Source organism: Myroides sp. ZB35, assembly GCF_001865835.1.
In the GTDB taxonomy this organism is placed as follows: domain Bacteria; phylum Bacteroidota; class Bacteroidia; order Flavobacteriales; family Flavobacteriaceae; genus Flavobacterium; species Flavobacterium odoratimimum.
The window spans coordinates 2,494,639-2,521,507 of sequence record NZ_CP017769.1 but is presented as its reverse complement, the minus strand read 5'-3'; the positions used below and the strand labels follow the sequence as shown (position 1 = coordinate 2,521,507).

Below are 26,869 nucleotides of genomic sequence, written 5' to 3'. Positions count from 1 at the left end.
TTTAATACTACAACCCATGATAAGAAAAGCACACTTAGACGACATCCCTGCGATACATAAACTATACAGTACCCTCTTTGACGGAATGGCAGCATTAGAGCCTGCCTATATGAAGGTAGCTCAGCAAGACACTGCTTTTATAGAAAGTGTTATCAAAGGAGAAAATGATTTTATTATTTTTGTAGCAGAAGACGATAAAGAAGTTCAAGGCTTTGCTATAGCACAGTTACAGAGCGCACCACCCTATAACTGCTTTGTGCAGCAACGTTTAGTTTACCTATTGGATTTAGTCGTTAACCCAGATAGTCGCGGAAAAGGCTATGGAAAGAAGCTAATCCAAACTGTCAAAGAATGGGGAGTTCAAAATAAGGTAGACTACTTCGAACTAAGTGTTCTCTCTCAAAATAATAAAGCAATAGACTTATACCTAAGAGAAGGGTTCGAGACCTTTAATATCTCTATGCGTATGCGCCTTGATGACAAAGTACAAAACAAATGAATCAAACTGACTATGCAATAGGTATCACCGTACCAATAGAAGCAGATTATGTATTATCACCTACTGTACTGTATGATGACGAACTTACAGGTATCTACTTTAACACAGAAGATGAGCAGTACGGACGTATCACATTTAGTAATCTAGATGCGATACGAGTATGTCGTGGAGAATATCTTCCCTATCCAGATGACTGGACAGAAGATAAGGAAGTGCCTTGGGTCTATGTAGTACAGCATTCAAAATGGCAGATGGAACGATATAGGTATGAAAAAAGTCATTATGGAAGAGCTTATGAATTCGGTGGGGATGTAGAAGATATGCGTACAGACTTTAAGCATTATATCTTTAAGTTTCATGACCAATTTGTTGAAGTTATCGCAAGAGGTTTTTGGTGGGAAAAGGACACTAAATCTTTAATGAACCAACCTCTACAAGTAGGTCATCCTTTCTTAAACTTACCAACTGAAGAAGCAACTTTACATCAAGCCCATGGGTTAACTACTCAGATTACTAAAAATACACTGCCTATTGAGGTGCTAATAGAACAAGCTAAGTATTGCTCTCAAAAGTTATATCAATTTTCATTAGTATTAGAAGGGAGTACTAGTGTGGACAACACCGTATCTATAGTGAATAAAGAAGGAAAAATACAGAGTGAACTAAGAGGATACTTTGGCGGAAAGACTAAGGCTTTTGATGGCATCCCTACTTTAGAAGAAGTCCTTCCGTATATAGAACAGTACATGTCAGAAGTAGCAGAAAGAAGAAGAGCAATGGGAAAATAGATTCTATTTTCATTTAATTGCTCTATAGAACTTCTAATCGTTATTTAGCCACTTTCAGATTAATGACTCATAAAATATTTCAGATTAACTAATTATCCTAAACTACTCTAGTTTTCTAGCTGAATGGTATTAGATTGATTTGGTATAAGTCCGTACTGTGTCCGTTATGAGTCCGTAGTGAGTCCGTTATTTTGGCTAAAATAACGGAGTGATTACAGATTCATGTCTTAATTACTACTTACTCATTCCAAATGAGATTAAACCTATACATTAAGGACAACAAAAGAGATTTACTAGATTATTCTTAAGAATTACACAATATCATATATAATATATCTCTTTCATAAACATACAGTTTATCATTTCACCTTTATCAGTCAGTATTTTACTATCATTTACTCTATTATTTAGCCCTCTTAATCTTATATAAATCCAAATATACTATCTAATCAATTGACAACAAACAAGGTGTAACAAATAAAACTAAATAATAAATCTCTATTTTTTTAACAAATCATAGTCCTCCTATAACTGTTTTTTCACTATATTTAATGAACACTATTTTAGATATAAAAGTTGCGAATTATATATGACAGAGGAAGAAATTGAATTAGAAAACAAAGCAATTGCTAAAGAATACAAAGAGCTTTTAAAAATAAGTTATCAGACCTTATCTGAGGATGATAAAAAACTAATCCGTAAAGCATTTGATGTAGCGGTTGAAGCTCATAAAGACCAAAGAAGAAAATCTGGAGAAGCTTATATTTTCCACCCAATTGCTGTGGCCAAAATTGTCGCTTCAGAAATCGGTTTGGGTCCTACTTCTATTGCAGCTGCTTTAATGCATGATGTAGTAGAAGACACAGATATTACGGTAGAGCAAATAGAAGAATGGTTTAATCCTAAAATTGCTAAAATTGTTGAAGGATTGACAAAGATGGCGCTGTTAGAACCAGATCCTCATATCTCAATGCAAGCGGAGAACTACCGCAAAATGCTATTGACACTTAATGATGATGTCCGTGTAATCTTAATTAAGATAGCTGACCGACTTCACAATATGCAGACTATGGAAAGCATGGTAGATTATAAACAGGCCAAAATAGCGTCTGAAACTTTATATATCTATGCCCCTTTAGCACATAGACTAGGATTATTTAACATCAAGACTAAACTAGAAGACTTAGGTCTAAAATATACAGAACCTCGCATCTATCAAGACATCGTCAATAGAATGCAAGAAAGTAAAGAGGAACAAGATCAGTACATACAGACTGTAAGTGAGATATTAAAAAAATCATTAGACGAAGAGCAAGTAGAATATTCTATGAAAGGTAGACCAAAATCTATCTACTCTATCCGTCGTAAAATGAAGGCTCAGAACGTAACCTTTGATGAGGTTTACGATAAATTTGCGTTGCGTATTATCTATAAGTCTACTCCACATGATGAGAAATTTATCGCATGGAAGATTTATTCTATTGTGACAGACCACTTCCGCCCTAGCCCAAACAGACTTAGAGATTGGATATCAGCTCCTAAATCTACTGGATATGAAGCATTACACATCACAGTGATGGGACCTAAAGGAAGGTGGATAGAGATACAGATACGAAGTGAGCGCATGGATGAAATAGCTGAGAAAGGGTATGCTGCTCACTATAAGTATAAACAAGGTATCACAGAAGAAAACAGCTTAGACAGATGGCTTAATCAACTGAAAGAAGCATTAGAAAATGCGGAAACAGATGCTGTAGATTTTGTAGAAGACTTTAAGCTGAGTTTATATGCTAAAGAGATTTACATCTTTACTCCAAAAGGAGAGATTAAATCTCTACCTAAAGGAGCTACAGCCCTTGACTTTGCCTTTGCGATACACTCAGAGGTAGGCTTGCGTACTAGAGGAACTCGTGTTAACGGTAGACTAGTACCCCTAAATCACGTGCTTGCTAGTGGTGATCAAGTAGAAGTAATCACATCAGAAAACAAAAAACCTAGCGTAAGTTGGCTAGATTATGTGACTACGACTCGTGCTAAAAACAAGATTAAGAGTTCTTTAAATGAAGATACGAAGCGCATAGCTGAAGATGGTAAAGAACAACTACAGCGCAAGCTAAAACACCTAAAGGTAAATCTAGACGAAAAAACGGTCAATGAAATGGTAGCTTATTTTAAGCTAAAAACAAGTCAAGATTTATTCTATAGAATTGGAGCTGGTGTCATTGATAACGTTCAGTTAAAAGAATACGCTGCCAATAGAAACAACTCTTTATTTAGCTTCTTTAAAAAGACAATAAAAAGAGCGCCTTCTATCCCAGTTATCACAGATACAGCTGCTAATAAAACAGGTGATTTACTTGTATTCGGTAAAGACAATGAGAAGTTAGATTACAAGCTAGCTACTTGTTGTAACCCTATACCAGGTGATGATGCATTCGGATTCGTAACGATAAATGAAGGAATAAAAGTACATAAGACTGACTGTCCTAACGCGATCAGTATGCGATCTAATTATGCTTATAGAATCATCCAAGCACATTGGGTAGATTCTAAGGAAGCGATGAACTTCGAAGCGACTATCAATATTACAGGTCTTGATTCTGCTGGTCTGACTACTGAGATTACGAAGATTATCATAGAAAGTAAAGTCATCAATATTCGCAGTATCTCATTAAGTGAAAATGCTGGAATATTTAAAGGATCTATCACAGTGATCGTTCCGAACAATGATGTACTGAAAAAAATGATGGGTAACCTTAAGAAAATCGAGGGAATAGAAAAAGTAACACGTGTAAATCCATCATAAAATAATTATAATTTATTCGCATATAGACTAACCTTATTTGATTTATTATAATTCAAACGAAAATAGCTCTATATTTGCAACTAAGATATTTTTGAATATGGGAAGTGAAAAAAATCAAGAAATCGTAAAAAATGTGTTCACGAAGTTTTTAGAAGAAAGAGGACATCGTAAAACACCTGAGAGATATGCTATTCTTCAAGAAATATATGATAGCGAAGAGCACTTTGATATAGAGTCTCTTTATATCAAAATGAAGAATAAAAATTATCGTGTAAGTAGAGCTACGCTTTACAATACTATTGAAATTCTTTTAGAATGTGGGCTTGTAAGAAGACACCAATTTGGTCAAAACCAAGCACATTACGAGAAGTCATATTTCGATAAACAGCATGATCACATTATCTTAACCGATACAGGAGAAGTAATCGAGTTTTGTGATCCGCGTATACAGACTATTAAAAAGACAATTGAAGAAATCTTTAATATAGACATCCACAATCATTCTCTATACTTCTACGGAAGTAGAAAAACAGTAGAAGAGGAAGAACAAGTGGAAAACAACAACTAATTTTCAAACTTTTTAACAACACAAACAATGACAGTAGACTTACTACTAGGCTTGCAATGGGGCGATGAAGGAAAAGGTAAAATCGTAGATGTACTAACTTCTAAATATGACATCATTGCTCGTTTTCAAGGAGGACCAAACGCGGGACACACTTTAGAATTTGATGGGATTAAACATGTATTACGCACTATCCCTTCTGGAATTTTCCATAAAAATTCTATTAACATCATTGGAAATGGTGTAGTGATTGACCCAGTAGTTTTCATCAAAGAGATTGAGGGATTAGAGAAGTTCAACATCGACATTTACACAAGATTATTAATTTCTAGAAAAGCTCACTTAATCTTACCTACTCACCGCTTACTTGATGCAGCTTCTGAAGCAGCAAAAGGAAAAGCTAAAATCGGTTCTACATTAAAAGGTATTGGCCCAACTTATATGGACAAAACAGGTAGAAATGGATTAAGAGTTGGAGACATCGAACTTGCTGACTTTAAAGAGCGTTACCGCAACTTAGCAGATAAGCATGAGGCAATGATTAAGTTCCACGATGTAGAATTGCAATACAACTTAGCTGAATTAGAAGAAGAGTTCTTCGCAGCAGTAGAGCAATTAAAGAAATTAACGTTCATCGATAGTGAAAACTATATCCATACAGCTCTAAGAGAAGGTAAATCTGTCCTAGCAGAAGGTGCACAAGGATCGCTGTTAGACGTTGACTTTGGAACATATCCATTCGTTACATCATCTACTACTACAGCAGCAGGTGCATGTACAGGATTAGGAGTAGCTCCAAATAAAGTTAAAAATGTATTTGGTATTTTTAAAGCTTATACTACACGTGTTGGTAGTGGACCATTCCCTACAGAATTAGATAACGAAATCGGTGCTACTATGGCAACTGTAGGTCGTGAGTTCGGTTCTGTTACAGGACGTGCTAGACGTTGTGGATGGTTAGACCTAGTAGCTTTAAAATACGCAGTAGACGTGAATGGAGTTACAGAATTATACATGATGAAAGCTGACGTATTATCAGGTTTTGAATCATTACAAGTATGTACTAAATACTCGTATAAAGGAGAAGAGATCACTCACTTACCTTACAATATCGAGCCAGAAAACGTTGAACCAATTTATGTTGAGAAAAAAGGTTGGAAAGCTGACTTAACAGGATTGACAGAGTATGATCAATTACCAGTGGAACTAAAAGAGTATATCAAATTCATCGAAGATGAAGTAGGTGTACCTGTAAAAATAGTTTCAGTAGGTCCAGATAGAACACAGACTATCGTAAAATAAGATACTTAAAAACACTTCTTAGGAAGTGTTTTTTTTGCCCTTCTTCTACCCTGTTTATAAATTCTTCTTAACTAAAATCTTTGTACGCATTTTTTACTTAAATTTGAAAAAAATATAGTGACTTGAGAACAATACCGTATTATTTACTTTTTATACTATTCGCATTACTAGGTTTTAGTCAAAACAAAAAAAAAATCATCATACATCACGCAGACTACTCTGATATTAATCATGAGGTACTGCCAGATGCCGTAATCTTAACAGGAAATATCTCTGCTGAGCATGACGGCATGAATATGACATGTAATAAAGCGTACTTCTTCGAAAAAGAAAATTACCTAAAGCTTTTTGGGAATGTTCACATTGTACAAGGTGACACCCTTACGATGAATAGTCATTATGCAGAATATAATGGAATCAATGGTTTTGCTTATGCACAAGGTGATGTATTACTTACTTCTCCAGACTCTACCCTAGAGACAGATACTTTAAAGTACGATCGTTTTAAAGACCTTGTATTCTATGATAGTCATGCCACTATTCACAACAAGGGTAGCGTATTAGAAAGTGAAAAAGGACGTTACTACACTACTGAAAAGAAATTCCAATTCTTCACAGCTGTAAAAGTAACTTCAGATAAGGGAACAGTGATCAAGTCTAATCACTTAGATTTTTATGAAGTTCCACAACACTCGTATGTATTTGGCCCTTCAACAATAACTAACAAAGAAGATTATATCTATACAGAAAATGGTTTTTACGATGTAAAAAACGATTTAGGTAAGATGGTAAAAAACTCTTTCATCTGGTATGATAAAAGAAAAATAGAAGGAGACTCTATCTATTATTCTAAACTAAAAGATTTTGCTTCTGCAACGAATAACGTTAGAATAACAGATACAATCAACAAAAGTAAAATAACGGGACACTACGCAGAGTTATACAAAGCTCAAGACTCAATGTTCGTTACTAAAAAAGCTTTAGTTAGTATGAAGTCACAAGAGGGAGATTCTGTATATATGCATGCTCCACGTATCTTACTGACTGGAAAAGACAAAGAGCGTGTAATACGTGCCTTTAACGATGCTCGTATACTACGTGATAGTATGAGTGGTAAAGCTGACTCTATTCACTGGAGTGAAAAAGTGGGGCTAACACAGATGATAGGTAAACCTGTTATCTGGAATGGAGATAGCCAGGTCACAGGTCGTTTTATTCACCTACTAAGTAATGCAGAGACACAGAAGATGGACTCTCTAAAAGTATTAGAAAATGCCTTCGTGATTCAAAAAGATACTATCGGAGATGGTTATAATCAATTAAAAGGTGTTAACTTATATGGTAAGTTTAAAGAGAATAAATTAGATGAGTTAGACCTGATTAAAAATGCGGAGCTTATCTACTATATGTACAATGATAAGAATGAATTAGTAGGTATAGATAAAGGGATTTGCAGTCATATCAATGTTACTTTCCTAGAAGGTAAGATTAATACGGCTACGAAGTACGTAGATCCTAAAGGTGATCTCTACCCTGAAAAGCTACTACCTAAGAATGCTCGTCTATTAAGAGATTTCTTATACAGAGGGGATGAAAAAATAAATTCATTAGAAGATATATTCACTGATGAAGAAATAAATAAAGAAAAAAAGGGAGAACAAGCGAGAGAAGACATGAAAGAAGGGTTCAACAAACCAATTGATATACTCCCTGAAACTATAAAAGCTACTCCTGGTCTATCTAAAAAGCTAGAAGAGGACAGCAAAAAACAAGAGAATAAAGCGTCTAAAAAAGACAAAAAGTAAAGTAATGAAAGAAGATTTTTATAAATACCAAGCACAGACTTCACCTAATCCTCTAGCAATGGAGATTTCTCATGCTAAAGGATCTTATATATATGACAAGAATAACAAAGCGTATTTAGACTTCGTAGCAGGTGTATCTGCATGTACATTAGGACACCAACACGAAAGAGTAAATAACGCGATTAAGGATCAATTAGATAAGTATTCGCATGTTATGGTATATGGTGAATATATCCAAGATCCTTCTGTAGAATTCTGCAAACTATTAGCTGAGAACATCCCTGCTCCATTAAATAAAACCTATTTAGTGAACTCGGGTACTGAAGCTACTGAAGGAGCTCTAAAACTAGCAAAAAGAGTAACTGGAAGAAGTCAACTAATCTCTTGCTTTAACGCTTACCATGGTAATACTATGGGATCTATGAGTGTTATGGGGTTTGAGGAAAGAAAGCGTGCTTTTAGACCATTACTTCCTGATGTGGACTTCATTCACTTTAACTGTGTAGAAGACTTACAAAAGATAACAACTAAAACAGCTGGTATCATCTTAGAGACTATACAAGGAGGTGCTGGATTTGTAGAGCCTTTTGACGGATTCTTAACTAAAGTACGTGAAAGATGTACTGAAGTAGGTGCGTTAATGATCGTAGATGAAATCCAACCTGGTTTCGGTAGAACAGGTAAACTGTTTGGGTTCCAAAACTATGATGTAGTTCCTGACGTAATCGTTATGGGAAAAGGTATGGCTAGTGGGATGCCTGTAGGTGCATTCACTGCTAGTGACGAACACATGAATCTGTTATATGACAACCCTAGATTTGGTCATATCACTACTTTTGGTGGGCACCCTGTTATCGCAGCAGCGAGTTTAGCTACTTTAAGAGAATTAGTAGAAACTGACCTTATGGCTCAGACACTAGAAAAAGAAAAGTTGTTTAGAGAGCTATTAGTTCACCCTCTTATTGAAGAAATCAGAGGTCGTGGTTTAATGATCGCTCCTATGACACCTAGTGCTGATATCACCAATAGAGTGATCATGAAGTGTCAAGACAAAGGATTAATATTATTCTGGTTACTATTTGAAGGAAAAGCGATAAGAATCACTCCTCCCCTTACAGTATCAGAAACAGAAATAAAAGAAGGATGTGCTATCATCATTGAAGCGCTAAATGAAGTACAAAAAGAATTAGGATTATAGTATCCTAAATAATCAACTTAAATACAAATATGCATTTAGATAACGAAGAAGAAGAATACAAATTATCTCTATCTCGTTTTGAGTCTATGTTAAAGACCAATAAGGTTTTGTTTTTTGATTCAGAAGAGTTTGAGAATATCATTCTACACTATCTCGATTCTGGAAAGCTAAACCTAGCGAAAAAAGCGCTAAAACTGGGACTAGAACAACATCCTAACTCTATTGGGTTAAAACTGGTAGAAGTAGAATTATTAGTATTCCAAAACAAATTAGAAGCTGCTGACCGCTTATTAAACGAAATAGAGAGTATCGATCCGGAGAATGAAGAAGTTTTCATTCAACGCGCTACTGTATACTCTAAAAAAGGAAGACATGAAGAAGCTATTGTATCTCTACAAAAAGCATTGACTCTGACAGAGGATCTAGCAGATGTCTACTCTTTATTAGGAATGGAATATCTATTATTAGATAAAATAGATCAAGCAAAAGATAACTTTATCCTATGTCTAGAACATGATGAAGAGGATCAATCTGCTTTATATAATGTTATATACTGTTTTGACTTCCTTAGTGAAAATGAGGAAGCTATTTCGTACTTAACTAAATTTATTGATAAGAATCCATATAGTGAGATTGCTTGGCACCAATTAGGAAGACAATACTTCACTGTTAAGAATTATGAGAAGGCAGAGTGGGCTTTTGATTATGCTACCCTGATAGATGAAGAGTTTATCGGAGCTTATATCGAAAAGGGAAAAACGCAAGAAAAGCTAAATAAGTATAAAGAAGCTATTGAAAACTACATGACTACACTAGAATTAGACGATCCTAATTCTTATGTACTTATGCGTATAGGTAGTTGTCATGAGAGTCTTAATAACTTCCCACAAGCTTATCAGTATTACAAAAGAGCGGTACATGAAGACCCTATGCTAGACAAAGGTTGGATAGCATTGACTGATTTATGTATCATAGAAACTAATTACGAAAAAGCATTATTCTATCTGCAAAAAGCATTACAAATTGATGAGTTCAATGAAAAATACTGGATAAGACATGCTATTCTAAATAAAACATTGTTTAACTTTGAAGAAGCTGAACGAGGTTATAAGGTAGCTGCAGAGCTTGGAACTGATATTGTAGAGCATTGGACTGGTTGGGCAGATGTATTATATCTTCTAGGAGATTTTGACACTGCTATACAGAAGCTTTTACAAATAGCTAACTTCCATCCTAATGATGCTGAGATAGATTATAGACTAGCTGTTATACACTTTACCCTACATGATATAGATAAAGGTACAGAATGTCTAACTAATGGTCTAAACAAGAACTTTGAAAAGAGAACAATTATAGAGACATACTTCCCTAATCAATGGGAGAATCCTATAGTACAAAGTATTATCAAAAATCACAATAAACAATAAAGCTATTCTTCTGAATAGCTTTTTTTATAAGAACTCAATATGACTAAACGCTACGGATTAATAGGTAAAAACATAGATTATTCTTTCTCACGTACTTACTTTGCAGAAAAATTTGAGAAATTAAAAGATAGAAAAAGTATCTATGTAAACTTTGATTTACAAAACATAAATGAGTTTTCTAAAATACTAGAAGACCACAAGGATACTAAAGGGTTAAATGTAACTATCCCTTATAAACAATCTATTATCCCATATCTAGACTCACTTTCTAAAAAAGCGATAGCTATAGGAGCAGTTAACACGATTCAAATTAATAAAAAAGGCCAATTAAAAGGTTATAATACGGATTGGTATGGATTTTACCATTCTCTAAAACCAATGCTAAAATTCCATCATAAGCGCGCCTTAATACTTGGTACTGGAGGAGCTAGCAAGGCAATAGAATATGCTCTTAAGAAATTAGGTATAAAATACACTTTCGTAAGCAGAACAAAAGAAGAGTATAACCTAACTTATAGCGAACTGACTGAAGAAGTAATGAATCATTATACCATTATAATCAATACTACACCTGTTGGGACTTTTCCTAATATTGATCAGATGCCTGAAGTCCCTGTACACTTGCTATCGAAGAGACATATAGTATACGATCTTATCTATAATCCTGAAGAAACGACCTTAATGAAAGAAGCAAAAGTGTATGGTGCAAAAGTAAAGAACGGCTATGAAATGCTAGTACTTCAAGCAGAAAAAGCATATAAGATTTGGAATAAGCCATTCAGTGGAGATTAATACTAAATAATTGATATAAATAGTTCTAGCAAAAGAAAATTGCGATTTATTCAATATTTTTTCCTAAATTTGAGAGAGCACGTTTATTTATTGTGCTTTACTACATATTGTTTAAATAAATACTTTTTCAAACATGTTAGAACAAAAGAATGATAACCTGCATGAGCTAGCAGATGGACAAAAACCGGAATCAAATTCAAATGCGGTTGTCCCAACTGATAAAGAAAAAGCTCTTGATTCTATTACAGCTTCAAATGCTGAGGAAGGTGAAGATTTAGCTTCTTATGAAGAAAGCAATATCCCTACTGTTAACTATGAAAAACTAGACTTAGAAAAGCTAACTAAGGAACTTCATAAGCTAATCAAGAATTACAAAGTAACAGCTATTAAAGATCACGTAGAAGACATCAAAAAAGAATTCTATACTAAGTATAATGATCTTGTGGATGAGAAGAAAGAAGCTTTCTTTGATGAGAATCCTGATGCGAATGAGTCAGATTTTCAATACATCCTTCCTATTAAAACTGATTTTGACAAATACTATGATGAGTATAGAGTAGCTAAAAATGCATACTTTAAACAACTTCAGAATAATCTTAATGTAAATCTAGAAAAACGTTTATCTATTATAGAAAAATTAAAACAATTAATAGAAAACGAGCATAACGGTGATGCATTAAAACAATTAGGAGAACTTAGAGAAGAATGGAAGACTGCGGGACCTATCCCAAAGGACAAATACAATCACGTATGGAATAACTACCACTTCCATGTAGAGAGATTCTACGATCAGTTACACCTAGATAGAGAATCAAGAGATCTTGACTTTAAATATAACTTAGAACAGAAACAAAAGCTAATCGCAAGAGCAGAAGAGCTATTAGAGAATGACGACATTATTAAGTCATTTAGAGAGTTACAGACGCTACACAGAATCTGGAAAGAAGAGATCGGTCCTGTAGATCGAGAGATAAGAGAACAAATCTGGGATCAGTTCAGCGAAATCACTAAACAACTGCACGATAAGCGAGAAATATTATTCGAACAACTGAGAAGTGTCGAAAGAGAAAATCTTGCCTTAAAAGTGGCTATAATAAGCGAAATAGACATTCTTTCTAAGCAAAAGATAACCAACCATAACCAATGGCAGAAAGAAATAGCTAAAGTAGAAGAGCTAAGACAGCGTTTCTTCTCTATAGGTAAAGTACCATTAGATAATAATGAGCAAGTTTGGGATCTATTTAAACTAGCTACAAGAAACTTTAATAGCAATAAAAATGCTTATTACAAAGAGCTTAAAAAAGAGCAACAAGACAACTATGCTAAAAAACTAGCATTGATAAAAAGAGCTCAAGAATTAAAGGACAGTGAAGATTTTGCAAAGGTTACTCCGATTATGAAAAAGATACAGGATGACTGGAAACTAATAGGCCATGTACCTCGCAAATACTCTGATCAACTATGGGCTGACTTTAAAGAAGCTTGTAACTCTTACTTTGATAGATACCATGCTATTAAAAATAAAGAATCAGCTGTAGAATTAGATGCTTATAATAGAAAGAAAGAATACTTAGATTTATTAAAAGGATTCCAACTATCTGGTGATCACAAGACAGATCTAGGAGAAATTAAGAATCATATCAATAACTGGAAATCTATTGGTGCTGTTCCTGCTAATAAACGTTTTATAGAAGGTAAGTTCAACAAGATTCTAGATGTACTATTTGATAAACTAAGTTTGAGTAAAAGAGAAACTGAAGCTGTTAAATTTAATAATAGATTAGAATCTATATTAGAGACAAATGACAAGCGAAAGCTACAGAATGAAGCTCTATTTATTCAAAGAAAAATAGAAGAAATAAACTCTTCTATCATTCAATTAGAAAACAACCTAGCTTATATTCACAATGCTACTGATGACAATCCTTTTGTAAAAGAAGTTAAAAAGAGCATCGAAAAACAAAGAGATGATTTAAAAATCTGGGAAGATAAACTAACCCAAATTAGAAATATATAAGTACAAAAAAAGAGAAACTAATGTTTCTCTTTTTTTGTTTAATAGTAAACTGAAATGCTCTAAAAAACAAAAGGTGGATTTAATAAATCCACCTTTTTATATTATAATAGAATCCTATTATTATTTGTTTGTTTTAGCTTCTAATGCTTTTAATTTATCTGTCATTTCTAATGCACGATAAATATTTTTTAAAGTACTAATAGCTGCTTCATTACCAGGATTGATAGAAATAACTTTCTCTAAGTCATTCATCGCATCTTTATAAATAGCATGTTTTTCTTTTTGGTACTGCTCATATTTCTTATTATCAGCAGCAGACATACCTAAGCTATTCATTTTATTAGTCAACTCTTGGTCTGGTTGTAACTTAAGGAAAGCCATGTTTAAATAAGCATTCTCAGACTTAGGGTTGATACGGATAGCTTCTTCATAATATTTACGGGCATCTTCAAAACGTCCAGCATCAAAACTAGTAACTCCTAAGTTGTATAATAATACATCGTCATTAGGGTTTTTAGCTAAAGCTTGTTTTGCTAACTCCTCATATTTACCCATATTATTAGACTTTAAATAAAGATCCATATGAGTTAATAATAAGTTGATATCATCTGGGTTAGCTTCTCTAGCTGCTACGATAGCTTTCTCAGCCTCTTCTGTTTTACCTTCTTGGCTATAGATTAACACTAAGTTCTTAAGAATTTCTGGTCTTTTAGAATCCTCTTTTACAAACTTAGGGTCAGTATGAGTACCTTGTTTTACCATCAAGTCACGCATTTTAGAGTCTTTTCCAAAACTTTGTACTTGACCAGAAGCTTTCTCTATAGCTGTATAGTAAGACTCACTTCCATTATATCCTAGATCAACTAATTGCTTATAGTTCTCTACAGCAGTAGCATAATCTTTAGAGTTAATAGCCGTAGAAGCAGCATAGTATAAATACACTGTATCTTTAGGGCTTAACTGATAAGCTTGAGTAAAACGTCTAGTCGCTCCCTTATAATTAGCGGAACCATTATCTTCAATAGCTTGTCCTACAACTTTAGTTGCAACACTTGCTATCTCTTCATCAGCCTGTTTAACGATTTTACTTCCTTTATTTGTTTCAAACTCATTCAATTTTTTGTAAGAAGCAATAATAGCATCAACGTTATTATCTACATCTACATCTTTTTGAATTTGAGAATATGCTAATGTACCTTGTAGAGCATAATATTGTGCTTTCTCAGCGTTAGAAGCATTTCCTAATACTGCCTCAACTGCTTTTAACGCAGCAGTTGCTTCAGTTACATTTCCTTTTTTTACAGCTTTCTCAGCGTCTTTAAGCTCTTTCTTTTGAGCCATTGTCAACCCTGATAACATTAAAGCTGACAATAAGTAAACATATCTTTTATTCATAATATATTGGTATGTGTTTTATTCTAAATTATCACTCCCTTGATCATCAATATCAATGATTGTATCAACATCTCCTTCTAAGATATCTTCATCATCCTCTGCCATAACTTTACATACAGCTGCGATAGAGTCGTTTCCTTTAATATTAATTAAACGAACTCCTTGAGTTGCACGTCCCATTACGCGAAGATCAGAAACCTTCATACGAATAGTTAAACCTGATTTGTTAATAATCATTAAGTCATCTGCATCAGTAACAGAATTAATAGACACTAACAACCCTGTCTTATCAGTAATGTTCATTGTCTTAACTCCTTTACCTCCACGGTTAGTCTCACGGTATTCATCTAAAGAAGAACGCTTACCATAACCATTCTCTGATACTACAAGAATCTCACTATTTAAATCACTTACAGACACCATACCGATTACTTCATCTTTGTCATCTGCTAATGTAATACCTCTAACTCCTGAAGCAGTTCTACCCATAGGACGAGTTTTCTCTTCATCAAAACGAACTAACTTACCAGAACGAAGTGCTAATAACACCTTACTCTTACCGTCAGTTAATTTTGCTTCTAGTAATTCGTCATCCTCTTTAATCGTAATCGCATTAATACCATTTTGACGAGGTCTAGAATATTGCTCTAATGGAGTTTTCTTCACCTGACCTTGTTTTGTAGCCATGATAACGAAGTGCTCATTGATGTACTCTTCATCTTTAAGATCTTGAGTACAGATAAACGCTTTCACTTTATCATCATTCTCAATATTGATTAAGTTCTGAATAGCACGTCCTTTACTTGTCTTAGTTCCTTCTGGAATTTCATAAACTCTCATCCAGAAACACTTACCTTTTTGAGTGAAGAACAACATGTACTGGTGATTAGTAGCCACATACATATGCTCTAAGAAATCTTGGTCTCTTGTACCAGCAGACTTCTGTCCTACTCCTCCTCTATTCTGAGTTTTGTACTCAGTCAGTGGAGTACGTTTAATATATCCTGCATGAGAAATAGTAATCACCACTTGCTCATCAGCAATTAAATCAGTGATACTAACATCTCCTCCTGCATATTCTATAACAGAACGACGCTCATCACCATATTTTTCTTTTATCTCAGTTAATTCCTCTTTAATCAAGTTCATTCTTAGCTCTACGCTAGCTAATAACTCTCTTAAATGATTAATTAACTTCATGATCTCTTCATACTCAGCACGTAGTTTATCCTGCTCTAGTCCAGTTAACTGACGTAAACGCATTTCTACAATTGCACGAGCTTGAATCTCTGATAAGTTAAAGCGCTCTATTAATTTAGCTCTAGCCTCATCAGCATTACTAGAAGAACGAATAAGAGCAATTACTTCATCGATATTATCAGATGCAATAATTAATCCTTCTAAAATATGCGCTCTTTCTTCTGCTTTTCTTAACTCAAACTGAGTTCTACGAGTCACCACATCCAAACGGTGATCAACGAAATGAGAGATTAACTCTTTTAAATCTAATAATTGAGGTCTTCCGTTTACTAATGCGATATTATTCACACTAAAAGAAGACTGCAATTGAGTATATTTATAAAGTGTATTTAAAACAATATTTGGAACTGCGTCACGCTTTAATACGTATACAATACGCATTCCTTTTCTATCAGATTCATCTCGAATAGTAGCGATACCTTCAATCTTTTTCTCGTTAATAGCTTCAGCAGTTTTCTTAATCATTTCTGCTTTATTAACTTGGAAAGGAATCTCAGTCACTACGATAGACTCCCTACCATCTACTTCTTCAAAATTAGCTTTAGCACGCATTACTACACGTCCACGACCAGTTTTAAAAGCTTCACGAACTCCTTCATATCCATAGATAATACCACCAGTAGGGAAATCAGGAGCTTTAATATAATTGATTAATTCATCGATTTCAATATCGTTATTATCGATATAAGCTAATGTACCATCTATAACCTCTGATAAGTTATGAGGTGCCATATTCGTTGCCATACCTACTGCGATACCCGATGCCCCATTCACTAATAACGTAGGGATTCTAGTCGGCATTACTTTAGGTTCTTCTAAAGTATCATCGAAGTTTAATTGAAAATCTACAGTCTCTTTGTCAATATCAGCAAGAATCTCTTCAGATATCTTTTTCATTCTTGCCTCTGTGTAACGCATCGCTGCAGGACTATCTCCATCTACAGATCCAAAGTTACCTTGTCCGTCCACTAGTAGATAACGCATACTCCAATCCTGTGCCATACGTACCATAGCGTCGTACACTGAACTATCTCCATGTGGGTGATATTTACCTAAAACCTCTCCTACAATTCTCGCAGACTTTTTATGTGCTCTATTAGACATGATGCCTAATTCATACATTCCAAATAATACTCTTCGATGAACAGGTTTTAAGCCATCTCTAACATCAGGAAGCGCTCTAGAAACAATAACTGACATCGAATAGTCGATATAAGCAGATTTCATTTGCTCTTCTATGTTAATAGGAATTAACTTTTCTCCTTCAGACATAAGTATATAAAATTAAAAATTGTCAAATTATTAAACGCGCTAATATACAGTTTTTATAGGTTTTCTCCACGTTTTTATACAAGTATTTCATTTGATTATCTAACAAATTGATTTTTTCTAAAAAAAACACATTCTTCCTTTTTTATTAAAGTTTTTTTTTGTCAATTAGCTATTGTCAGCTTTATATTATAGGTACACTTTTTGTATCTTTAAAGATTAAAATGAATATTCACCTAATTTGAATTGAAAAATGGATGATAATTTCTCACAAGAAGTAAAAGATGTGATTTCATATAGCAAAGACGAAGCTATTAGGCTTAGTCATGACTCTATCGGTACTGAACATCTATTACTAGGACTATTAAAAGTGGAACAAGGTGAAGCGTCTAATATTTTAAATAACCTGGACATAGATGTTGATTTTCTACGTCACAAAATAGAAACATTAAACCCTGCTTCTCATAATAAAGAACTGCTGAGTAACAAACTACAATTGCACCTCACAAAACAGGCTGAGCGCGCATTAAGACTTACATACTTAGAAGTAAAACTATTCAAAAGTACAGAGATAAACACTGTTCACTTGTTGCTTTGTATTCTAAAAAATAGCGATGATCCTACTACACAAATCTTAAATAAGATGAAGGTGGATTATGAAGCTGTGAAACAAGCGTATTTAAATACTAGTGAGGCTCAAAAAGACTCTTCTGATGATTTATTCGAAAGTCCAAAAGCACAAACTTTTGACGATGCAAGCCAAGATGACAGTAAAAGTACTGACAGTAATGACAATGTTACAGCTAAAACATCTAAGAGAAGTAAAACTCCAGTATTAGATAATTTTGGTAGAGATTTAACCGAAATGGCTGAGAATGGCAAGCTAGATCCTGTAGTTGGGCGTGAAAAAGAAATAGAACGCGTATCTCAAATTCTAAGTAGACGCAAGAAGAACAACCCTCTACTAATCGGTGAACCTGGTGTAGGTAAATCTGCTATAGCGGAAGGATTAGCTCTGCGCATTGTTCAGAAAAAAGTATCTCGTATCTTATATAACAAGAGAGTCGTAACTCTTGACTTAGCTAGTCTTGTAGCGGGTACTAAATACAGAGGACAGTTTGAAGAGAGAATGAAGGCTGTAATGAATGAACTAGAGAAGAATGATGATATTATCTTATTTATTGATGAGATACATACTATCGTAGGAGCTGGTGGAGCTACGGGTTCACTAGACGCATCTAATATGTTCAAACCTGCATTAGCTCGAGGTGAAATCCAATGTATCGGTGCTACAACATTAGATGAGTTTAGACAGCATATCGAGAAAGATGGAGCTTTAGAACGTCGTTTCCAAAAAGTAATCGTAGAACCTACTACTGTAGACGAAACAATTACGATCTTAAACAATATTAAAGACAAGTACGAAAGCCACCATAATGTTACTTATACTGATGAAGCTATCGAAGCATGTGTTAAGCTAACGAACAGATATATGAGTGATCGTTTCTTACCAGACAAAGCTATCGATGCTATGGATGAAGTAGGTTCTCGTGTTCATATCACTAATATCAATGTACCAGATAATATCCTTGAACTAGAACAAAAACTAGAACATACTAAGGAGCAAAAGAATGAAATGGTACAAAAACAGAAGTATGAAGAGGCTGCTCGTTTAAGAGATGATGAAAAACAACTAGAAAAAGACTTAGCTGTAGCTCAAGAAAACTGGGAACAAGAAGTAAAAGAAAACAGAATAGTGGTTACTGAAGAGAATGTTGCTGACGTTGTTTCAATGATGACAGGCATTCCTGTAAATAGAATTGCAGAAAAAGAAATCACTAAACTTGCTAATCTTCCTCAGTTAATCAAAGGTAAGGTTATTGGTCAAGACGAAGCCGTTAGTAAAATAGCGAAAGCAATCCAAAGAAATAGAGCTGGATTAAAAGACCCTAATAGACCTATTGGTTCCTTTATTTTCTTAGGACAGACAGGAGTTGGTAAGACACAATTAGCTAAAGTAATCGCTAAAGAAATGTTTGACTCTGAAGATGCTCTTATCCGTATCGACATGAGTGAATACATGGAGAAGTTCGCTATCTCTAGATTAGTAGGAGCGCCTCCAGGATATGTTGGTTATGAAGAAGGTGGTCAGTTAACAGAGAAAATCAGAAGAAAACCTTATAGCGTGATTCTTTTTGATGAAATCGAAAAAGCACATCCAGATGTATTTAATATGCTTCTACAAGTACTTGACGATGGACATCTAACAGATAGTTTAGGACGAAAAGTTGATTTTAGAAACACGATTATCATCATGACTTCTAATATCGGAGCACGTCAGTTAAAAGATTTTGGACAAGGAGTAGGTTTTGGCACCACTGCTAGACAGGAACAAACGGATCAACATTCTAAATCTGTGATAGAAAATGCGCTGAAAAAAGCCTTTGCACCTGAGTTTTTAAATAGAATAGATGATATCATTGTATTTAACGCTTTAGAAAGAAATCATATAGACTTAATCATAGACATAGAGCTTCAGAAATTGTTTAGAAGAATTACTGACCTTGGTTATGAATTAACATTAAGTCCAGACGCAAAAGACTTTATTGCCGAAAAAGGTTTTGATAAACAATATGGAGCAAGACCTCTTAAAAGAGCGATTCAGAAGTATATCGAAGATCCTCTAGCAGAGGAGATTGTAAATTCAAAAATAACGTTAGGTGACAGTATCGAGATGAAACTTAACGAAGCTAAAGATGCATTAGAAATAGCAATTATAGCAAAATAATAAACATTCTTCTCTCAAGAAGAAGTCAATAAAAAGAGGATATCCTTAAAGGATATTCTCTTTTTTTATTCCCTTACTTCGCCTATTTCCCTTCCCTTCTAGACTCTACTTTTCTTTATTTTGTTCTAAGTTGCTTTAGGGTTTCTAGGAGTATTCTAGGACATTCCTTCGACAAAACCCGCTTTTTGCCTAGTAAACCCCAAGGATACCCCTAGCAAACCTCAAGAAAGTGCAAGCTAAGCCCTTATATTTTATCTTCTTAAATCCAAGCTATTACACTGCATCATACCTACTCTTTTACCTTTTGATTGGATTATTTTCTTCCACTCTTAGCACCTTACTGCTCTAACTACGATCCATATTTTATTATAAAACATAAACAATCAAACACTTAACAAGTTTATTTATCACGTATTCTCTCTAAAGTGGCATCAATATGTTGTAAAATCATTAAATTTTACTTTTTTTTCTATCTCGTGTAAAAGCATTATCTTTAATACACTACATTCGCATTAGATTATTATTAATATATGTTAGACAAAGTTATTGTTGGTAGTGAAGAATGGTGTTCTTTTTCTACTTTAAATATCCCTGCTATTAAAGCGCGTGTTGACTCAGGTGCTAAGACATCTGCGTTACATGCTATAAACATTGTTCCTTTTGAAAAAGAGGGAGAAAAGTGGGTCAAATTTGATGTCAATCCTCTGCAAAACAATGGAAAAACTGTTATCCACTGTGAATCTAAGGTAATAGATAAAAGAATCGTGAAGAGCTCTAGTGGCTCTAGAGAATCTAGATACGTAATCCAAACAGAAATATCCATTGCGGATACAAACTGGGTGATAGAACTGACTTTGACTAATAGAGATTCTATGGGATATAGAATGCTATTAGGAAGAGAAGCTATGGGAGGACGTGTACTTGTAGATCCTGAAAAACACTTCTTACTAGGTCAACCAACAACAGAGAAACTAGAAGAATACTATACTAAACCAAAAACAGAGAAGAAAGGTCTGCGTATAGGATTATTAGCTAGTAACCCAGAACTATACAGCAATAAAAGAATTATAGAAGCAGGAGAATTAAGAGGTCACGAAATGCACTTCTTAAATCTGAAATACTGTTATATGAAACTAGATGCTAACCAACCAGAGATACACTATCGAGGTGGGCGAGTTCTAAATGATTTTGACGCAGTGATACCTCGTATACGACCAAGTATGACCTATTATGGATGTGCGTTAACTAGACATTTCGAATCTCTTAAAGTATATAGTTTAAATAGTGCTGCAGCGATAGCACAATCAAGAGACAAACTGTTTTCTCTTCAGTTATTATTAAATAACGGTGTAGACATTCCTACTACTGGTTTTGCTAACTCGCCTTTAGACACTAATGATTTAATAAAGATGGTGGGAGGAAGTCCTCTTATTGTCAAATTATTAGAAGGAACACAAGGTAAAGGTGTAGTACTAGCAGAAACGAAAAAAGCAGCAGAAAGTGTGATCAATGCATTCAAAAGTCTTAATGCAAACATCTTAGTTCAAGAGTTTATTAAAGAGGCGAATGGTAAGGATATACGTTGCTTCGTGGTAGACGGAAAAGTTGTAGCAGCTATACAACGCGAAGCCCTACCTGGTGAGTTTAGAGCTAATATTCACTTAGGTGGTACAGCATCTGTAATCAAAGTAACACCAGAAGAGAAAAAGATAGCAATCAAAGCTGCTAAAGCTATGAACCTAAAAGTAGCTGGAGTAGATATTATTCGCTCTGCTAAAGGCCCTCTTCTACTAGAAGTAAACTCTTCTCCTGGATTAGAAGGAATAGAAGGTGCTACAAATAAAGATATTGCTTCAGAGATGATTAAAGCGATAGAAAAACAAGTAAAATGGTAATATTATAAAAAAGTGGTGATCTAACCATCACCACTTTTATTCTTTTTAAATCAATACAAGCTATGAACCCATCTACTAACGGCTGGATCAAAAAATACTTTACAGAACACCTAGACTATCAAATCTTCTCTACTCAGAATTGTCATGAGATTTCAACACAGATTAGAAGAATAGGATTCAGTTATGGAATAATTGATATTGATGAATTACCAAGTATTTATAAAAACTTTAAATACACACAAGAAGAACTTTCTAAGATCTGCTACTTACAGCTTTTAGAAAAGATTTATTATATATATAACAATGGGGATAATCAACAGAATTTCATCGATAAGCTCATAGAGTTTTACGAAGTATTCATTCCTCATAAGAGCAATATATTCTCTTCATTCTTTGAAGAAAAAAACCCTTATAACAAACTAGAAAATATCTTTTCTATCAGATGTAAAGAACATTTCTTTTCTCAATCAAAAAACAATGATTTTGTACTAAATATGATTCTATTATTCATTGATATACTAGCATTCGAGGCTTATATCAATGAAAAAACAGATCCGACAATCTTTATACAACACACGGTAGAACAATTAAAAGAAATAACATTATCTGTTAAAAGAAATAAAGAGGAGTTAAGCAAAAAAGACCTACAACTAATAGACTTTTTAGACAAAACTAATAACAGCGCAGCTATTGATTCTATAAAACCGAATACTCCTATAAGTAGCTTCGAGGCAAACTTTATGATAGACTACATCGTATGTAACTCATGGAAAAACGATGTACAAGAAATTATACTACCTAACTTCGAGGAAGAGCCATTCTTGTCTATTCCTTATTCACAGACGATGATAGAAGAGAGTATATTTTACTTTTCGATAGTATTGGTTAAAAATAAATATGATTACCATTATTACAAATCAAGCAACTTATTTGATAATGTAATCAAAAACTCTACAAGCTATATCGAGCTATTACTAACGCGAAACAAAACTAGGCTAGTAAATGAATTACAGAAGAACACCCAACTAATGAAGTTATTAGTGGATTCTACACATAGAGATTTAAATAAAGAAGAAAAAAAGATGGTCAAAAAACAAACTATAGAAGTTATTAAAACCATCCCTTCTCTTGCTATCTTTATTTTACCTGGAGGGGGTATATTATTACCTATTTTATTAAAGTTTATCCCATCATTACTCCCCTCTTCATTTAATGAAAATACAGAGCAGTAACGAATATAAACTATATCTTTCTAAATCGAAGTTGGTATACTTCGTCTAGATCTTGATTACTCATCAAGTTTACATTTAAATCTGTTACATAACCAGAGTTAAGACCGTATACCCATCCGTGTATTCCAAGTTCTTGATTGCGAGACCAAGCTTCTTGTACGATTGATGTTTTTGCTAAATCATACACTTGCTCTTGTACATTTAGCTCTACAAAACGATTAAATCGTTGTACTTCATCATCTATCTGATCTAACTCTACATTGTGTAATCTATAGACAGTCTTGATATGTCTAATCCAGTTATCGATCAGACCATAAGACTCATTCTTCATTGCAGCTAGTACCCCACCACATCCATAGTGACCACAAACAATGATATCTTTAATCTTCAGAATATTAACAGCGTAATCTAGAACACTCAACATATTCATGTCAGAGTGTATTACCATATTCGCAATATTACGATGTACAAAAACATCACCTGGTTCTGCTCCTATAATTTCGTTAGCTGGTACTCTACTATCAGAACACCCTATCCATAATACAGGGGGTGTTTGTTTTTCGCTAAGTCTTTTGAAGTAATTAGGATTTACAGTTAGTCTCTCCTCTACCCATTGCTTATTGCGATCTAGAATCTTCTTATAAAAATCACTATGTGCCATAGTCTTAATTTTTCTCTACAAACATTTCTTTTACAATGTTCACTTCACCTGTTTCTACTTTATAAAAAGCCCCTACGATTCCTATCTCACCTGCTTGATACATTTCACTCAGAACAGTACTTTTACTTAAGATATGGTCAATAGTATGATCTACGTTGTGATAAGCAACTAAATCAACTGCTTCTTTCGATTCTATATCAAGGTTTTTATTATTCTCTTTTACATACTCTATTGAAGGTTCTACTTTAGCTAATAAATTAGTTAAATGCCCTAATTTTGCACCTTTACAAGCTCCAGTAATAGCTCCACAATGTGAATGTCCTAAAACCATGATAAGTTTACTACCTGCTAATTTACATGCAAATTCCATAGAACCAATAATATCTTCATTCAATACATTACCAGCAATACGAGCACTAAAGATATCACCTAATCCTTGGTCAAAGATTAACTCAGCAGAAGTACGGCTGTCAATACAACTCAATATAATAGCGAATGGAAACTGTCCTTCTTTAGTAGAGTTTACTTGTTCTAACAGATTACTATGTGCTTTTAAGTTTTCTACAAAACGCTTATTTCCTTCCACTAAGAAATCTAAAGCTAATTTTGGTGTAACTAATTTTTGGTCTTCTATGTTGTGTAGTCTCATTCGATTGTTGTTTATTTAAGTTGTAAACTGATAGCAAAAATACAAAACAATCAATAAAATATAATGTATTATTATTTTTTGAAGTAATTTTTATTAATACTATAATTCATAAACAATAATTAACAATTAATATCTTAACCTTTATCTTACTCTTCAATGTAAAAGAGTTAAAAAGAGATGAACCATACAGAGATATAAAATTAGTAGGTCTTCAAATCAGTTCTTATCGATAAGCATTTAAATTTCATCTATTTACAAACACCATCAATCGTTAACATAAATATAAATTACAAAAATATTTGTTTGATTACCAAAATAGTTAATACATTTGCACCATAAATAACAGGAGGAAAAATTTGTACTGATTGCAACCTCGGTAAAAAATGCTAAAGCAGAAATTCATACTTCCCCTTTAGCCATTTCCTCTATTTTTAAAATCTTAAAAAAACAATTATTATGGCTTATTACTTTACATCTGAATCAGTTAGTGAAGGACATCCAGATAAAATTGCTGATCAAATCTCTGATGCTTTAATCGATAACTTTTTAGCGTTCGATCAAGATTCTAAAGTGGCTTGTGAAACTTTAGTAACAACAGGACAAGTAGTTTTAGCTGGTGAAGTTAAATCTAAAACATACTTAGACGTACAACAAATCGCTAGAGAGGTAATCAAACGTATTGGTTACACTAAGAGTGAATATATGTTTGACGCTAACTCATGTGGTATCTTATCTGCTATCCACGAACAGTCTGCTGACATCAACCAAGGAGTAGACAGAAAGAGTCCAGAAGAACAAGGAGCTGGTGACCAAGGGATGATGTTTGGTTATGCAACTAAAGAGACTGAAGACTATATGCCTCTAGCATTAGACCTTTCTCATAAATTGCTACAAGAATTAGCAGCTATCCGTAGAGAAAATACGGAAGTTACTTATTTAAGACCAGATGCGAAAAGTCAAGTTACATTAGAATATGATGATAACAATACTCCTATCAGAATTGTTACTATCGTACTTTCTACTCAACATGATGATTTCGTTCAACCAACGGATAACTCTGCTCAAGCTAAAGAAGTTGCTGAGAAAGCAATGCAAGCACGAATAGAGAAAGACATCAAAGAGATCTTAATTACTCGTCTTTTAAATAAATATCCTCAATACAAATATTTATTTGAGAATAATGAAGAAATAGAGTACTTAATCAATCCAACAGGTGTATTCGTTATTGGAGGTCCTCATGGAGATACAGGATTGACAGGTCGTAAGATTATCGTAGATACTTATGGTGGTAAAGGTGCTCACGGTGGAGGTGCTTTCTCTGGTAAAGACCCTAGTAAAGTAGACCGTAGTGCAGCTTACGCAACTAGACATATCGCTAAGAACCTAGTGGCGGCAGGTGTTGCTGATGAAGTATTAGTTCAAGTTTCTTATGCTATTGGAGTTGCTAAACCAACAGGTTTATACATCAATACTTACGGAACAAGCAATGTTAATCTAACTGATGGTGAAATCGCTAAAAAAGTTAGTGAGTTATTTGACCTAAGACCATACTTCATTGAAACTAGTCTTAAACTAAGAAACCCTATCTATAGCGAGACTGCTGCTTATGGACATATGGGACGCAAACCTCAAGTAGTAAAAAAAGTATTCACTAGACCTGGTGGAGAAACTAAAGAAGTAGAAGTAGAATTATTCACTTGGGAAAAATTAGACAGAGTAGAAGATATCAAAGCTAAATTTAGCTTGTAATATTCTTATCCAATTCATATAAAGAGACTGCTGTTGGTAGTCTCTTTTTTTTATATTTTCCTATAAGAAGAATCCTCTCTTATACACATTACTAGAATTGGTTTATATTTACTTAACTAAACCAAAATTATGAACTGGATTCTAGGTGTATTTATATTACTGATACTATATATTCTTTTTGATAAAAAAAGAAATAGAAACAAAAGGAATGCTCAACTTCAAAAATTAAAAGAAAGCTGGGGACATCCAAAAGGATTAACTGATTTTAATTTTGACAAAATAGCATCATACCATCACGCATTAGGTCATAATACATCGTATCAAACAATTAGCAAAACTATTAATCAAGATCTTGATTTAGACGATACGTTTACTTATCTAGACAGAACACACTCCTTAATAGGACAACAATACTTATATCACAAACTGCACACGATTAAGTCACCAGAAGAAGTAAGAGACCTTGATCAAACAATTAATTTCTTCAGAACTGACAGTGATGAAAGATTAAAAGTACAAATGCTACTAAGTACCTTAACGAATAGAAGTATATACTACTATCACACTCTATTCACCCATAACATCACAATAAACCGTTTCAAACTAAAACTAGCTTATGTATTGAATATCATTACAATTAGTTCTTTACTATTAAGTTTACATAGTTTAATCTGGATACTAGTATTACTTCCGGTATTTAGTGTCAACTTGGTCTTACATTATAAAAATAAATAAGCGCAATATGATCAGCTAAGTGCTACACAAAACTTTA

Annotated in this window: 19 protein-coding genes; 15 read left to right on the top strand and 4 right to left on the bottom strand. The window is 33.8% G+C overall.

The genetic code is table 11. The features are described 5' to 3' along the window. Window positions 1-16: 16 nt before the first annotated feature. From BK054_RS11280 to BK054_RS11235, 10 genes are all read left to right on the top strand, one after another. Window positions 17-499 (top strand): GNAT family N-acetyltransferase, encoded by a 483-nt coding sequence (locus tag BK054_RS11280; RefSeq protein ID WP_058699476.1) that lies wholly within the window; start codon window positions 17-19, stop codon window positions 497-499. Next, window positions 496-1,287: a hypothetical protein gene (locus BK054_RS11275; RefSeq protein ID WP_039329103.1), complete on the top strand. Its 792-nt coding sequence runs from the start codon at window positions 496-498 to the stop codon at window positions 1,285-1,287. The genes BK054_RS11280 and BK054_RS11275 overlap by 4 nt, the downstream gene beginning before the upstream one ends. A 589-nt stretch (window positions 1,288-1,876) precedes the next feature. Then, window positions 1,877-4,093: a RelA/SpoT family protein gene (locus BK054_RS11270; RefSeq protein WP_006264999.1), complete on the top strand. Its 2,217-nt coding sequence runs from the start codon at window positions 1,877-1,879 to the stop codon at window positions 4,091-4,093. Between the two features lie 97 nt (window positions 4,094-4,190). Continuing rightward, complete coding sequence (locus tag BK054_RS11265; protein ID WP_006264998.1) at window positions 4,191-4,661, top strand: Fur family transcriptional regulator; 471 nt, start codon at window positions 4,191-4,193, stop codon at window positions 4,659-4,661. A 27-nt stretch (window positions 4,662-4,688) separates the two neighbouring features. Then, window positions 4,689-5,960, top strand: coding sequence for an adenylosuccinate synthase (locus BK054_RS11260; protein WP_006259442.1), 1,272 nt, complete (start codon window positions 4,689-4,691; stop codon window positions 5,958-5,960). Between the two features lie 122 nt (window positions 5,961-6,082). Then, window positions 6,083-7,765, top strand: coding sequence for an OstA-like protein (locus BK054_RS11255; RefSeq protein WP_006259443.1), 1,683 nt, complete (start codon window positions 6,083-6,085; stop codon window positions 7,763-7,765). A gap of 4 nt (window positions 7,766-7,769) precedes the next feature. Beyond that, window positions 7,770-8,963: an aspartate aminotransferase family protein gene (locus tag BK054_RS11250; RefSeq protein WP_006259444.1), complete on the top strand. Its 1,194-nt coding sequence runs from the start codon at window positions 7,770-7,772 to the stop codon at window positions 8,961-8,963. Between the two features lie 29 nt (window positions 8,964-8,992). Beyond that, window positions 8,993-10,390, top strand: coding sequence for a tetratricopeptide repeat protein (locus tag BK054_RS11245; RefSeq protein ID WP_006259445.1), 1,398 nt, complete (start codon window positions 8,993-8,995; stop codon window positions 10,388-10,390). A gap of 39 nt (window positions 10,391-10,429) precedes the next feature. Further along, window positions 10,430-11,182, top strand: coding sequence for a shikimate dehydrogenase family protein (locus BK054_RS11240; protein WP_058699475.1), 753 nt, complete (start codon window positions 10,430-10,432; stop codon window positions 11,180-11,182). Window positions 11,183-11,315: 133 nt separating this feature from the next. Further along, complete coding sequence (locus BK054_RS11235; protein WP_006263173.1) at window positions 11,316-13,199, top strand: DUF349 domain-containing protein; 1,884 nt, start codon at window positions 11,316-11,318, stop codon at window positions 13,197-13,199. Window positions 13,200-13,319: 120 nt separating this feature from the next. On the opposite strand, the gene BK054_RS11230 is transcribed toward BK054_RS11235, so the two are convergent. After that, complete coding sequence (locus BK054_RS11230; RefSeq protein WP_006259448.1) at window positions 13,320-14,594, bottom strand: tetratricopeptide repeat protein; 1,275 nt, start codon at window positions 14,592-14,594, stop codon at window positions 13,320-13,322. A gap of 18 nt (window positions 14,595-14,612) precedes the next feature. Beyond that, a complete protein-coding gene (gyrA, locus tag BK054_RS11225) occupies window positions 14,613-17,126 on the bottom strand; it encodes a DNA gyrase subunit A (protein WP_006259449.1) in 2,514 nt (837 codons plus the stop codon). Between the two features lie 250 nt (window positions 17,127-17,376). Here gyrA and BK054_RS11220 point away from each other — a divergent pair, with 250 nt between their 5' ends. The 3 genes from BK054_RS11220 (at window position 17,377) to BK054_RS11210 (ending at window position 23,038) form a co-directional block, all read left to right on the top strand. After that, the gene (locus tag BK054_RS11220; RefSeq protein WP_006260846.1) at window positions 17,377-19,911 is read left to right on the top strand and encodes an ATP-dependent Clp protease ATP-binding subunit; all 2,535 of its coding nucleotides are present in this window, start codon (window positions 17,377-17,379) and stop codon (window positions 19,909-19,911) included. Between the two features lie 530 nt (window positions 19,912-20,441). Further along, window positions 20,442-21,806 (top strand): 30S ribosomal protein S6--L-glutamate ligase, encoded by a 1,365-nt coding sequence (gene rimK / locus BK054_RS11215; protein WP_006259451.1) that lies wholly within the window; start codon window positions 20,442-20,444, stop codon window positions 21,804-21,806. Between the two features lie 62 nt (window positions 21,807-21,868). Then, window positions 21,869-23,038, top strand: a complete 1,170-nt coding sequence (locus BK054_RS11210) for an LETM1-related biofilm-associated protein (protein WP_006259452.1) — start codon at window positions 21,869-21,871, stop codon at window positions 23,036-23,038. Between the two features lie 10 nt (window positions 23,039-23,048). Here BK054_RS11210 and BK054_RS11205 read toward each other — a convergent pair whose 3' ends face one another. After that, on the bottom strand, window positions 23,049-23,699 hold the full coding sequence (locus tag BK054_RS11205) for a carbonic anhydrase (RefSeq protein WP_058699473.1): 651 nt from the start codon (window positions 23,697-23,699) through the stop codon (window positions 23,049-23,051). A gap of 4 nt (window positions 23,700-23,703) precedes the next feature. Then, on the bottom strand, window positions 23,704-24,348 hold the full coding sequence (locus BK054_RS11200; protein WP_058699472.1) for a carbonic anhydrase family protein: 645 nt from the start codon (window positions 24,346-24,348) through the stop codon (window positions 23,704-23,706). A gap of 456 nt (window positions 24,349-24,804) precedes the next feature. On the opposite strand from BK054_RS11200, the gene metK reads away from it, so the two are divergent. Beyond that, a complete protein-coding gene (gene metK, locus BK054_RS11195; protein ID WP_006259455.1) occupies window positions 24,805-26,097 on the top strand; it encodes a methionine adenosyltransferase in 1,293 nt (430 codons plus the stop codon). 129 nt (window positions 26,098-26,226) lie between these two features. Continuing rightward, on the top strand, window positions 26,227-26,832 hold the full coding sequence (locus tag BK054_RS18625; protein WP_232234264.1) for a hypothetical protein: 606 nt from the start codon (window positions 26,227-26,229) through the stop codon (window positions 26,830-26,832). Window positions 26,833-26,869: the final 37 nt, after the last annotated feature.